This window comes from Pseudoalteromonas sp. TAP-3C, from assembly GCF_059888565.1.
Genome location: NZ_CM187618.1, coordinates 1,774,891 through 1,788,799 on the forward strand (window position 1 = coordinate 1,774,891; position 13,909 = coordinate 1,788,799).

General features: G+C 40.4%; 7 protein-coding genes and 1 pseudogene. 3 read left to right on the forward strand and 5 right to left on the reverse strand.

The features are described from left to right. The first annotated feature begins 605 nt into the window (after window positions 1-605). Window positions 606-2,246: an alpha-glucosidase family protein gene (locus AC6H44_RS08350; protein WP_500735031.1), complete on the forward strand. Its 1,641-nt coding sequence runs from the start codon at window positions 606-608 to the stop codon at window positions 2,244-2,246. A gap of 58 nt (window positions 2,247-2,304) precedes the next feature. Here the strand turns inward: AC6H44_RS08350 and AC6H44_RS08355 are convergent. After that, window positions 2,305-2,442 (reverse strand): annotated as a pseudogene (locus AC6H44_RS08355) (TIGR00645 family protein); the annotation flags it as partial. Window positions 2,443-2,608: 166 nt separating this feature from the next. Here AC6H44_RS08355 and AC6H44_RS08360 point away from each other — a divergent pair. Beyond that, on the forward strand, window positions 2,609-2,851 hold the full coding sequence (locus AC6H44_RS08360) for a hypothetical protein (RefSeq protein WP_500735032.1): 243 nt from the start codon (window positions 2,609-2,611) through the stop codon (window positions 2,849-2,851). Between the two features lie 125 nt (window positions 2,852-2,976). On the opposite strand, the gene topA is transcribed toward AC6H44_RS08360, so the two are convergent. Both topA and AC6H44_RS08370 read right to left on the reverse strand, forming a co-directional pair. After that, complete coding sequence (topA, locus tag AC6H44_RS08365; protein WP_500735033.1) at window positions 2,977-5,691, reverse strand: type I DNA topoisomerase; 2,715 nt, start codon at window positions 5,689-5,691, stop codon at window positions 2,977-2,979. Window positions 5,692-5,944: 253 nt separating this feature from the next. After that, on the reverse strand, window positions 5,945-8,653 hold the full coding sequence (locus tag AC6H44_RS08370) for an Ig-like domain-containing protein (RefSeq protein WP_500735034.1): 2,709 nt from the start codon (window positions 8,651-8,653) through the stop codon (window positions 5,945-5,947). 185 nt (window positions 8,654-8,838) lie between these two features. Here AC6H44_RS08370 and AC6H44_RS08375 point away from each other — a divergent pair, with 185 nt between their 5' ends. Beyond that, complete coding sequence (locus AC6H44_RS08375; RefSeq protein WP_500735035.1) at window positions 8,839-10,170, forward strand: dicarboxylate/amino acid:cation symporter; 1,332 nt, start codon at window positions 8,839-8,841, stop codon at window positions 10,168-10,170. A 107-nt stretch (window positions 10,171-10,277) separates the two neighbouring features. Here the strand turns inward: AC6H44_RS08375 and sohB are convergent, their stop codons facing one another. After that, window positions 10,278-11,294 carry a protease SohB gene (gene sohB / locus AC6H44_RS08380; RefSeq protein ID WP_500735036.1) on the reverse strand — a complete coding sequence of 339 codons (1,017 nt, stop codon included), beginning with the start codon at window positions 11,292-11,294 and terminating at the stop codon, window positions 10,278-10,280. A 100-nt stretch (window positions 11,295-11,394) separates the two neighbouring features. After that, a complete protein-coding gene (locus tag AC6H44_RS08385; RefSeq protein WP_500735037.1) occupies window positions 11,395-13,830 on the reverse strand; it encodes a VolA/Pla-1 family phospholipase in 2,436 nt (811 codons plus the stop codon). Between the last annotated feature and the right edge of the window lie 79 nt (window positions 13,831-13,909).

A 13,909-nucleotide genomic window follows, 5' to 3' on the forward strand; every position in this document is an offset into this window, starting at 1 on the left:
TAAGCCTGCGAGCTTATTTTGTTGTCAGGGTAGATATTAACGCTCGACATATTTTATTAACAACTTTATGCATACGTATTCAAAACAACGACACAAGGACAAACTTAACATTAAATTTACATCAATTTTTATAAATAGCTGTTTTTATTTGATATATTATAGTGCAATTGTTATTTTTTAGATTTAAAGATAACCACTATTTATTTCTTATAAAAAAGCTTGTCACTTATTATTAATAACGTGGTTTGCCGCTATTTTATTTTTTGTTTTATTGCTGATCAGGATAAACACTCAGCTGTTAATTGGTAAGACCAACATTAAAACTCACCAACTTAGTGCGCCCCTTTGTTTTTATGCACCCAAATAGAGCAAACAATAAATTAACAATCCGATTATTAAAATTGGTAAAGAAAACACCATTAAACCAAGCCTAAAATCAACGCAATAATAAATTTATTTAGTTACCTCGATTGCTCTGTTTTGTGTGCATACGTATGCAGACTTTTTACAGTATGACAGGCTTCAAGTATGCTTTTTCAAATTATCGAGGATTATTACCTCTAAAAAAAGAACAACACAAAAACAGTGTGAAAACGGAGAAAGGCATGGTCCAAAAGCAATGGTATAAAGGTGCGGTTATTTATCAGGTTTATCCGCGCAGCTTTCAAGATAGCAACAACGATGGTATTGGTGACTTGCAAGGGATAATTAATCGTATCGATTACATTAAAAGCCTAGGGGTTGACGCTATTTGGATCTCGCCTTTTTTTAAATCGCCAATGAAAGACTTTGGTTACGATATTAGCGATTATCGTGATATTGATCCCCTCTTTGGTAATTTAGCTGATTTTGATCAGTTAATTGAGCAGGCGCATCAACGCGACATTAAAATTATCATCGATCAGGTGCTTAGTCACACCTCAGATCAACATCAATGGTTTATTGATAGCCGCGAAAACACAACGAATGACAAGGCAGATTGGTACGTGTGGGCCGATGCTAAAGAAGATGGTACAGCGCCAAACAACTGGTTATCTATTTTTGGTGGTGGTGCATGGCAATGGGAGCCGCGCCGTGGGCAATATTACCTACATAACTTTTTTACTGAACAACCCGACCTTAACTTTCATAATCCTGATGTTCGTCAAGCGGTATTGGATAACGTTGAATTTTGGCTGAAAAAAGGCGTTGATGGTTTTAGATTAGATGCTATTAATTTTTGCTACCACGACGCACAACTTCGTGATAACCCTGCAAAACCAAAAGAAAAGCGCCAAGGCCGAGGATTTAGCGAAGATAACCCGTATGCATTTCAATACCATTATTACAACAACACCCAGCCAGAAAACATTGAGTTTATGCGTGATATTCGCACCTTACTCAATAAATACCCTGGTACCGTATCACTGGGTGAAATTTCATCTGAAGATTCATTAGCCACCATGGCAGAGTACACTCAGGGCGGCGATAAACTGCACATGGGTTATAGCTTTGAGCTATTAACAGACGATTATTCCAGTGAATATATCCGAAACACAGTAACAACATTAGAACAGCGTATGACTGAAGGTTGGCCTTGCTGGGCATTTAGTAATCATGATGTAGAACGTGTTGCCAGCCGTTGGAGCAAAACAGGTGAAGTAAACTCTACGCAATGTAAAATGCTGACCGCTTTACTTGCCTCATTGCGTGGCAGCGTGTGCATGTACCAAGGTGAAGAACTAGGTTTAGGTGAAGCAACTGTTGCTTTTGAAGATTTACAAGACCCATACGGCATCACCTTTTGGCCAAATTTTAAAGGCCGCGATGGCTGTCGAACGCCAATGCCATGGGAAAACCTTGATAGCTCGCATGCCAATGCTCACAATGCGGGCTTTAGTGAAGTAAAACCGTGGCTACCTGTTGATCAACAACATAGGCTACAAGCAGTTGCTGAGCAAGAGAATGATTCAAACTCAATATTAAACGCGTACCGTGAATTTATGGCATGGCGTAAAAAGCAGCGGGTATTACTTGAAGGTGACATTGAGTTTTTACAAACCGAAGAGCCAATCTTAGCGTTTTACCGTACTCTTAACGGTGAAAAAATGTTGTGCGTATTCAATTTGAGTGCTTCGCAAGCAGAGCTTGCTATTAATATAAGTGTTGAAAAAGAGCATAACGGCCTTTCTCATCACAACGCAAAGCTTAATAATGAGACACTGACTGTTGAGCCATTTGGCTGTTATTACGCTCGCTGCAGTTAATATTTACATTATTACAAAAGAAAACCCGAGCACTGTTCGGGTTTTCTTATGGCATTTTTTAATGGTTAATTGTTTTACTGTTTAAGTAATCGGTAAATGCAAACAGTACACCCGATACAACAAACGTAACGTGGATAAGGACTTTCCAAAGTAATTCATCATTAGAATAATTTGCAGAACTAATAAACACTTTTACTCAATACGCTCATCCTGACGATAAAAATATTTTGTTTTCATTTGTGGCAATTGTGATTAAGAATTAAAGCACCAACAGAGGTGTTCTGGCTTGGTTACAGTTGTTTTATGTAAACATTTATTTAAGTGCATAACTCAATTGTTACTCCATTTTTAGGAATAAAAAAATGAATAAAGCATTACTAGGGTTGATTATTGCACCGTTTTTCGTTTTTTCAGCTGCTTATGCAGTTGCAAACGATACAACAGACGCTTCAGCTGAAACAATTCAAGAGTTCACCGAAATGTGTGTAAGTTGGGCTAAAGAAGACGACGTGAGCAATGAAGAACTTTATAACTACGTTTTAAAGTGCGTAAATGATGAGCTAACATCTGAAGGCTATAATAAAGTCACTGCTGTTAAAATTTAATGAATAATTTAGTGAATTGAACCTTCTAACAACGCCATTGCGAGAGGTTTAATTTGCTAAAAAAACCGGAACTGTCACAGATTGTGCGTTCCGGTTTTTTATTATTTAAAACAATGACTAATTAATTATTCATTGTCTTTTTTAGCTTTCGGTTTTGCTTTCGCTTTACTTTTAGCGGGCGCTTTTTTAGTGGCGGCTTTCTTTTTAGGCGCTGCTTTTTTCTTTGCCTCTTCTACCCATTTACCGCCTTCGTAATGAGCCGTCCAACCGGTCGCTTTACCGTCAACTTCGGTCATCACGTATTGCTCTTTATTTTTGCGACTATAGCGTACAACAGCAAGATTACCATCGGGGTCTTGCAGTGGTGCATCGGCTAAATAGTAAAACTTAGGCGAGATACGATCTCGAAAGCGTTGTAACTCTTCTACTTTAGGAGCGCGTGTTTCGCGTGATTTAGGAAAAGTATTTGCTGCTAAGAAAATACCCGCCGCGCCATCACGCAAGACAAAATAGGCCTCTGACTTTTCACATTCTAATTCAGGAATATGAACTGGGTCTTCTTTAGGAGGAGCCGCTTCGCCATTTTTCAGTAACTTACGTGTGTTTTTACAGTCTTCGTTATTACAGCCAAAGTACTTACCAAATCGACCTGATTTTAATTCCATATCAGCGCCACATTTATCACATTCGATAATAGGGCCGTCGTAGCCTTTAATTTTAAAGGTGCCCTGTTCAACCACATGCCCCTGACACGCTGGGTTATTACCACATACATGTAATTTACGAGTTTCGTCAATAAGGTAGGAGTCCATCGCCGTTTCACAAATAGGACAACGCTTCATTTGCATGAGTGTTTCTGTTTCAACGTCTTCAACATCAGCAGCAACCGCTTCATCACCTGACACTAAATTCATGGTGGTTGTACAACGCTCTTTTGGTGGTAAGTTATAGCCGGTACAGCCTAAGAAAACCCCCGTTGAAGCAGTGCGAACCCCCATTTTTCTGCCGCAGGTTGGACAGTCAATGTCGGTTTCTACCATTTGATTAAGGCGCATACCGCCTTCATCGGGTTCACCTTTGGCAATATTTAACTGGGTTGAGAAATCCGCATAAAACTTATCAAGCACTTGCGTCCAAACACGCTCACCCTCAGCGATATCATCTAGGCGGCCTTCCATTTTAGCGGTAAAGTCAAAGTTCATTAAATCGGTAAAGTTTTCAACAAGGCGGTCGGTGACTATTTCACCCATTTTTTCAGCAAAAAAGCGACGACTTTCTACGCGTACATAACCACGGTCTTGTATCGTTGATATAATAGAGGCATACGTAGATGGGCGACCAATGCCGCGTTTTTCAAGCTCTTTAACGAGACTTGCTTCACTAAAACGGGCTGGTGGTTTAGTAAAATGCTGCTTTGGATCAAGCTCAACTAAAGTGAGTACTTCACCTTGTTTGACAGCGGGGAGCGATTGATCTTCTTCATTCTTTTTGCGAACGGCCGGTTGTACTTTGGTCCAACCATCAAAACGCAGCACACGGCCTTTTGCCTTTAATGTGAAATCGTTGGCAGCTACACTTAATGTCGTTAAATCATATTCAGCAGGCACCATTTGACAGGCCACAAACTGACGCCAAATTAGTTCATAGAGCTTTTTAGCATCGGCATCAACGCCTTCAACATGCCCAGAAAGCACAGAGACACTTGAAGGACGAATCGCTTCATGTGCCTCTTGAGCATTGCCTTTAGAGCTATAGTTAATTGGATCAGCAGGTAAATACTTGGCACCAAACTCATTGGTTACATACTCACGACACATCTCAACCGCATCTTTTGATAGATTAGTTGAGTCGGTACGCATATAGGTAATATAACCACCTTCATACAGGCGCTGAGCAAGCATCATGGTCTTTTTAACGCCATAACCGAGTCGAGTACTGGCGGCTTGTTGCATCGTTGAGGTAATAAATGGCGCACTTGGGCGGCTTTTACTTGGTTTTTCTTCAACGCTTATAACTTTATATTCGGCATTCTCAAGGCTTTTAACCGCTGCACTAGCCTGAGCTTCATTTACAGGTTTAAATGGCTTGCCTGCTTGTTTAGTGACTTCTAAACGCAGGTCAGACTCACTATTTTTAACATCTGCATGAATATCCCAAAACTCTTCCGGAATAAACGCTTTAATTTCACGTTCACGCTCAACCAGTAAGCGCACAGCCACTGACTGAACACGCCCTGCAGATAAACCACGTGCGACTTTAGCCCACAATAATGGAGATACCATAAAACCGACTACGCGGTCTAAAAAACGTCGGGTTTGCTGGGCATAAACCATATCGGTGTTTAATTCACCAGGGGTTTCAAACGCTTGTTGAATTGCATTTTTAGTAATTTCGTTAAATACAACACGCTTATATTTTTCTGGCTCGCCACCAATCAGTTCTTGGAGGTGCCAAGCAATGGCTTCCCCTTCTCTATCCAAATCCGTTGCGAGGTAGATTTGATCAGCATTTTGGGCAAGCTTTTGTAACTCTTGAACAACCTTTTCTTTACCTGGTAGTACTTCGTAATGTGGCTCCCAGCCTTTTTCAGGATCGATTCCCATACGCGCGACTAAATTAGTGTAGTCACGTTGCTGTTTATAAGCTGCTTTCTCATCAGGTGGCATTTTACGAACCTCAGCAGGTGTTTTGCTTGCAGGTACTTTATTTTTACTCGAGCCTGATGTAGGTAAGTCTCGTACGTGTCCAATGCTGGACTTAACGATAAAATCATTACCTAAGTATTTATTAATTGTTTTAGCCTTAGCAGGTGACTCTACAATTACTAGCGATTTGCCCATAGTTGCCTATTTCTAACCTAGTTTTTTAAATGTGTTTAGCCGACTCATGCGGCGCGAATATTTATAGGTATATCTACAAACACTAGTTCTTACAAGCTTTTAATACAAACTTTTCAGTATTTACTGAATAAACAAACAATTTCTGTTGTAAATTTAAACAAACCAGCGTTTTTTGAATAATTGATGTGGAATATATAGAATAGAAACAAAAATGCCAACCTTATTGGTTGGCATTTTCTATACTTGGTTAATTTTAAACCTTAGGCTCGTCCAATATCGACATCACTGTGTATTGTGTTTTAACACCGCCTGGTGTCTCAAATTCGATGTATAAAAAGCCAGAATCAACATCATTTGGCTCAGCCTCTTTAGTAATATTTACTGAAACAGAGATAGGTTCTCGTTGGGCAGTATTAACCACAGTGTAATTTGTTAACCCTCTCAATACGCCATTGTCGGCAGTAACAGTAACAGTAGTACCTGCAGGTAATGGGTTATTATGAATGTCACTGAAGAAAATCGTCACTGAAATCGCGCTGTAAGGCGTTGAATCACTGATATCAATTAGGTTTATGTCACACATACCCGCCATATCAGATGCTTCTAAGCGAATACCATCACTTAAACTACAGTCATTTAAAGCCGTTACAGCTCTAATGTAAGGTGTACTTCCAGACATAACTAACTCTGAGCGATCGCGTACATTTACTGTTTCACGGGTACATGCATTTGCAGCAAGCGCCTCGTCACTACATAACAAACCATTGTAAATGCCATCGCCAGCATCAAACTGACCATTATTGAGTGCACCAGAACGTTCCACATACCACTCATTTTCACCGCCATTAGAATCTATAGGATTAGCAGGTGCGGGTAAATTTCCGTCAAACACTCCATTTTCATTAAAGTCTATAAATGCTTCAGATAAATCTTGTAAAGTTGAGTCAAACTCATTTTGATTAAATTCACCGTTGGCAGATACATCATTAAATGATTCTTCACCGACAGAATAAGCAAGCAAACTTACTCGCCCACCCAATGGATAGTCTATTGGCGCATTGTTTGGCGCATCAATAAGTGATATAGCCGTTCCACTACTATTAAGATAAGTGACTAAATTACCGTTGGGGTCTAGTTGTGACTCTCTGATGCCCAAAGAGCACGGAGCTGCTTCACCAAAGTAACGATCGCATTTATCAGCAACTGAATTTTTATAAATTGTATAATGATAAGGAATTGGGTTTTGGCTACGCCATTGTGCTTTACACACACCGTCAGTTGTTCGACAAAGCAATAAAGGTGTAAATTGTTGATCATCAATAGTGCCAACGGCACCACCTTCACTGGCAATATAAATTGCTGTGTTATCAGGTACAAAATTATTAAAATGATCGGCTGCAAATACGGTTAAGTCTGTAGTTACTCCGGCTTCGTTTAAGGACTCGGTATTAAACGTTTGCACTGCAAGTGTAAAACTGTCTTGATCTGGAACACCTGTAGTAATGGTTATGTCATTAGACACAATAGAGATCACACTATTTTGTGAGGTATCACCACTCTCAATTTGATGAGAGGCAACAACAGATAAAACACCTGCTGCTCTTCCCGAGCGGACGTTTACAGTCACTAATCCTTCATTGTTGGTAAATTGAAATGCGCTGTCTAATAAAGCCCCACCTGGATTTTGTGAAAGTGCAAAATCAATTTGCTTTTGACCCACCGGATTTCCATTAACATCAAGGAGCTTGAAGGTGAGCTCTGAATTTTCAGTCAAGGTTTGGCCGCCCGCTCCTTTAATAGCTAACACTTGATTAGTCACCCCCATAAACGCAATTGAACCTGTTTGAGCCGCAGCTACATTAATGTTTATAGTTTTTGTTGCAACATTACCACCAGTAACCACAGTCGCGGTAATCGTATCTATACCATTACATCCATCAGCTTTATAAGTTGCGCTTGCCGTACCACCAATACTAGTTACCACATTATCGATAGTAGCCCTAGGAGTAGATTCTTCTGCACAAGCAGAAGTGAATTGCACTTCCAGCGGTGTAGTAAATACATTATTACTACCATCTACAATCTGAGCTGTAATAATAGTGGTAGAGCCGGCAGATAGCACATCACCCGTAGCAATACCTGCGCTTAAATTTACATTTACTTGAACAGCGTTAATTTCAAATAAAGCACTCGAAACTCCGCCCTGTGCGGTTAACTCAACTTGGCCAACACCTGAGCTGCTGCCAGGCAATAAATTCAAAATAGCAACACCAAACGCATCAGTTTTCGCCGTTAAGCTTTCAGGTAATAAAATACCAAGCGTGGTTGTCGCTTGAACTAGTACATTACTGGCTGGAGTATTACTACCAGGTTTTGTAATTTTTGCGTAAACAATGGCTTGTTGCCCAAGTAAATTGCTGTTTTGAGAACAGTCTGAAGGATTAAGCTCAATAGAATCTCTGTCAATATTTAACCAGCTATCAGGACAGTTTTGTAAAATCTTGATATCAATATTTGCAGTAGAGTCATTTGATTGTGGCTCATCACCCGCAGTGTAGAAGCCAAGCTTACTTGTGGCATCTTCATAACTGGCAACAATGGTTCCTGCTCCTTCAACGCTGCCGGCACTAAGTTCGATAGTCGCAACACCACTAGCATCTGTTAATGCGCTTGCTGTAGCTGGTATAAAAGAGCCAAGTGTTGTAGTAAAACTTACCTCTTGACGGACAACCGGTTGTCCATCACTACCTGTCACTGTTGCAACCACTTCTAACGGGTTATCGGCGGTAACAATTCTATCTTCAAAATTAAGTTCAACTTGAATTGCTTGTTCCCCGCCCCCGCCGGTACCACCTGTATTACCACCAACAGTTCCACCTTCTTTTTCAAGTGAGCCACCACCGCCACAAGCGATGAGGAATGTACTGAGCCACATAATGACCAGCAAACGAGTTAGAGGCATAGTTTTCTCCATTGCGCTATTACTAAGTTAAACTTATTTACTTAATGTTAACCTATAACCTAGTTTAAAATCTCAGTTTTTTACTCTTTTTTTTAGTAAATAATTTTAAAAAGTTGACGTTTTTTCTGTAAAAAAAATTACATGCTGTTAGTCTATGCCAAATTTATAAAAAGCAGATTGAAAATATGTCTAAAATCCGTTCAATGAGTTTAACCACTCGCATTATGATTGGTATGGTGCTGGGTGTAGTAGTAGGCTTTATGTTTCAGGCTATTTTAGCTGGTGAAGACGATTACCTAATTCCTCTTGGGTTATTTTCTTTACCAATTAAAGCCTTTTTTGTAGATGGTCTTTTTCATGTTGGTGGGCAAATATTCATAGCAAGCTTAAAAATGCTCGTTGTGCCTTTAGTATTTGTATCACTTGTCTGTGGCACATGTAGTTTAAGCGATCCTAAAAAGCTGGGTCGTTTAGGCGGTAAATCAATTGGTTTATATTTAGTAACTACAGCAATTGCAATAACAGTAGCCATTACGCTAGCGTTACTATTTAACCCAGGTGAAGGAATAGACCTTCCCTCTCAAGCAAGCTTCGATGCAAAAGAAGCGCCTACCCTAGCGCGGGTTATTATTGATATGTTCCCTACCAATCCATTTGAAGCAATGGCTAAAGGTAATATGCTTCAAGTTATTGTTTTCGCTTTATTATTCGGCGTTTCAATGGCGCTCAGCGGTAAAACGGGTAAACGCGTAGCCGCCGTATTTGAAGACTTAAACACGGTTATCTTAAAACTGGTTACTTTATTAATGAATATTGCCCCATACGGTGTATTTTTCTTAATGGCTAAATTATTTACCACGATTGAGCTTAATTTAATTGTTAGCTTAGCTAAATACTTTGGTGTGGTTGTTTTAGCGCTGTTATTACATGCATTTGTAAATTATACCTTGCTGCTAAAATTACTCACGGGTTTAAACCCACTGACCTTTTTAGCTAAAATGAAACACACTTGTTTATTTGCATTTAGTACCTCAAGCTCAAGTGCAACTATGCCTATTACTCTTGAAACAGCGACAAAAAAACTCGGTGCTAACAATTCTGTTGCCTCGTTTACTATTCCTTTAGGTGCCACCATCAACATGGATGGCACAGCCATTATGCAAGGTGTAGCTACGGTATTTATCGCTCAAGTATTTAGTGTAGATTTAACTATTTCTGATTACTTAATGGTAATACTAACGGCAACACTTGCCTCGGTTGGTACGGCAGGTGTACCGGGTGTAGGCCTCATTATGCTTGCCATGGTACTCAACCAAGTAGGCTTACCCGTTGAAGGTATTGCGATTATTATTGGTGTAGATAGGCTACTTGATATGACCCGAACTGCGGTAAACGTAACGGGTGACTGTATGGTTACCTGTGTTGTTGCTAAGAGTGAAGGCGAGCTTGATGAAAGCATCTTCAACGACCCTAATGCCGCAAAAGATTTAGAAGACTACCATAAATCTATTGATTAGTGTTTCTGACAATAGTCATAAAAAAAGCCTTGCTACTTTATAAGTAACAAGGCTTTTTTATTGGATATAACATCTGTTAGCTATTGCTAAGCTATGAAATTATTACGCTATGGATTTAACGCCTTAAACTTAGACATTAAACTAACACCCACTTTGTTTACCCCATGGCTTAAACCCAAGGCAAGTTTGTCGCTTAGGCCTTTTTTAACCTTGTATTGGACCTTGTAAATTTGACGCTCATTTTGCTGCTCTAGTAGTGCATCATCACTGGTTTTAATAGTATCGACTAAGCCTTTTTCAATGGCTTGGGTTGCAAACCAATGTTCTCCTGTAGCCACTAAATCCATATTTAAACTGGGGCGTTGAGTGCTTACAAAGGTTTTGAATAATACATGGGTTTGCTCTATCTCTTGCCTGAACTTTTCACGGGCTTTATCAGTGTTTTCACCAAATAAGGTTAATGTGCGTTTAAATTCACCGGCCGTAATTTGCTCAAGTTCAACATCATTTTTCTTTAAAACTTTATTAAAATTTGGAATTTGTGCAATCACGCCAATAGAGCCAACAATTGCAAACGGTGCGGCAATAATATGATCGGCCACACACGCCATCATGTAACCCCCACTGGCAGCGACTTTGTCTATTGATACAGTTAGTTCAATCCCCGCTGATTTAATGCGCTGTAATTGCGATGCAGCAAGCCCATAACCATGCACCACGCCACCACCACTTTCAAGGCGAACAAGCACTTTATCTTTGTTAGGCTCAGCAATTGAAATGATTGCGGTCACTTCTTCTCGCAAGCTTTCTACTTCATGTGCGTCCATACTGCCATTAAAATCAATAACGTAAAGTCGTGGTTTAGGGGCATCTTGCTGGGCTTTTTTTTGCACTGCTTTTTGTTGTTTTTGATACGCCTTTAACTCTTTTTTAGCCAGCGTATTATTTAAAAAGCTTTCTTTAATATTAGTAAGTTGCTCTGATAAATCATCGATTTCAATCTCACCTTTTTTTGCTTTTGGCTTAACAGCCGCACTTACAATTAAGGTTAAAATGACTGCGATAGCAATAACAAAGGTAATGGTTTTTGCAAAAAACAAACCGTACTCGTATAAAAATTCCAACTGTGATCTCCGTTTATAAATTTCAGTCAATTTAGCATGCTTTAAAGCAAAAAAAAGCCACTTAACAGTGGCTTTTTAAACTTAATTGCATGGTTGGTTGTTAATTAGTCACAATCTCAGTGTCTTTCACCATCAAGAGACGTCCACGTGATGCTAAGTAAGTTGCAATTTGCAATTGCATCTCTGCATTGGCAGCAGCACTACCTGCTGCTGTGGATGACTGTCTTTCATCTTGCGCCGGCGTTAGCACCGAGCCATGATGACCTGTGTTAAATTTAACTAAATAGCTAGCGCCCATCTCTATTGGTGCTTGTGTCGTGCTTACGGTTTCTAAACCCATAAAGTTTGCCAATGGAATAGTACCTGCCAATGGATTGTTAGCAGTCATCGGCGGAATAACCTGATCGGGCTTATTATTGTCTGTGCCATCACCAACAACAACGTTCATATACACGGGTGTTTCTAGTGCTTTTACTGTAGCTGCATAATTAGTTGGATCGCCGCTATCTAATGCCGTTTGTGCTGCAAATACAAACTGGGTCATCACGCCCTTAATGTTAGCCAGTTTATCAGCTTCTCCCGCCATTGTGAGTGATGTTGCAAACTCATTAAAGCCACAGCTTAAGAAGTCCTGCATGTCTGGTAACAAGGCACCACAGTTTGATAACGCACCAGCATTTAAGAATGCATTAAACTCGTCAGCTTCTGGCGTTCCAGCTTGAGAAAGTACAGAGCCTTGAATAAATGGACCAAACGCCGCCGACTCTAACAAGAAGCTCGCAATACCACCGCCGCCACTAGCCAGTGCCACAGCGTTCACTTTAAAGAGTGGGTCTACTTGGTCAGCCAATGGGCTATTCGCTTGCGCGATAAACGCAGGTGCTACAATTGAACCCAGCGAATGACCAATGTAAGTCACATCTTGTGAGTTAAGAGCACTATCGCCACTAAAGTTTAAACCCAAGCGCAAACCAAGTAGGTCGGCACTTGATTGACGTAAGCTATCACGTGCTACAAGCAGCGAGCTTAGGTTCATGTAGCTAAGTACTGAGCCTGTGGTTGCATTAAAGTCATCGGTGCCATCAACGTCAACATCTACACCACGTTCACCGTGGCGAGGATGGTCAATGGCAACGGTTGCAAAACCTTGCAGTGAAAGCTGCGCAGTTAGGGTTAGCATGCTTTCTTTTTGTGTGGTAATACCGTGTTGCATAATCACCACAGGCCAACCGTTTGCAGGCATCTCAATGGCAGGTAAATTTAGTTGTGTTGTTCTAATATTATTAACAACCGGTAAAACAGGTTTAGTAATTTGCACCGGTACATTAGCCATGCTTTGTACTTTAGGGATAACGTTGTACTTAGTTAAGTGACGAGTACTGTCTAGCCCTAAATCACGAAGTTGACCATTGCTCAACGCTGCACACATTGCATCATTAGTACTGATTGGATCAGTTGGAAATGCATCACCGGCTTGTGCTTTGTAGCCCATTATTGCCACTGCGTTATCACACATACCTTGCCAGTATGTGTCGTTTAAATCACTTATTTCTTTGCCAGTAGGCGTGCCTAAATACATAGGTAATTGAATATTACCTTTTTGATATTGTGCCACTTGAAAAATATCAGGTACGGTTACACCTTGTGATGCAAAAACCTGTTGAACATTAAACATAGGCTGAGTTGGAATTTGCAACGCAGGCGTTGGAATACTCGGCTCAGTTAAACTTGCGGCAAGTACTTTTTTTATCGTCCCAAGTACCGGCCCTGCCGATTGCATAGTCATGGCAGCCGAAAAAATAATATCCTCTTTGGTGATATCGCCTGAACTTACTACTACATTTTCGTAGCTATTAACGGCTCCTTGCAGTGCTAATTGTGCTGGTGTCACTAATGGCGCTTCTTGTTTAACTGTGGCGTAAGTAGAAGAAGGCTTAATTGAACGCCCCTGTGAATCTTTTAAGCCGGTCGTTAATACATTAATGTAAGAACTGCCCGCTTTAAATGGCTTAAGTGGAATAACCGCAACCGCATCACCAGAAGGCTGGGTTATAAAATCAACACCAAAGGTTAGTTCACCCACTAATTTACAAGCAGCACCGGCAGGTGCTTGTGAGCATTCGGCATCGGTTAGGCTTGCACCCATGATCACTTCAAAAATACGCACTGAGCCCGGTGAAGCCGCAGATGTTTCATCTAAACTTACATTCGGTGGAAATGTTAAATCTATTTTAAAAGGCGTTTGTGTAGACCAGCCATCAAGTGCACCTATTGCTAATTGGGGATTTGCATAAGCTGCACGCGGGATAGAAACATTGTCGTCATTTAGCTCCCCTGGGATATTGAGTGTGCCGTCGCGCGTGCCACTCATTAGTAAGTCATTAGGGACCGAAATAACACCGTTAGCAGGATCAAATTTTACCGTTGCGTTGGGAATAACGGTAACCGAGTCATTTTTAACATCTTCTAACGTTTCTCCGCCGCCACAGCCAGTTAAAGCTGCAGCAATACAGAGCGAGAGTAGCATTTTTTTCATAGTGTTCTCCGCACAAATTTTATTTTTATCGTGTGTGTATAATCAGTGTAATCAAGTTAAAATAATGTAGCTAATTTAT

Excerpts from the sequence above, each read along its gene's own strand:
- AC6H44_RS08350 (WP_500735031.1), top strand. The coding sequence starts at position 606 with ATGGTCCAAAAGCAATGGTATAAAGGTGCGGTTATTTATCAGGTTTAT.
- AC6H44_RS08360 (WP_500735032.1), top strand. The coding sequence starts at position 2,609 with ATGAATAAAGCATTACTAGGGTTGATTATTGCACCGTTTTTCGTTTTT.
- topA (WP_500735033.1), bottom strand. The coding sequence starts at position 5,691 with ATGGGCAAATCGCTAGTAATTGTAGAGTCACCTGCTAAGGCTAAAACA.
- AC6H44_RS08370 (WP_500735034.1), bottom strand. The coding sequence starts at position 8,653 with ATGCCTCTAACTCGTTTGCTGGTCATTATGTGGCTCAGTACATTCCTC.
- AC6H44_RS08375 (WP_500735035.1), top strand. The coding sequence starts at position 8,839 with ATGTCTAAAATCCGTTCAATGAGTTTAACCACTCGCATTATGATTGGT.
- AC6H44_RS08385 (WP_500735037.1), bottom strand. The coding sequence starts at position 13,830 with ATGAAAAAAATGCTACTCTCGCTCTGTATTGCTGCAGCTTTAACTGGC.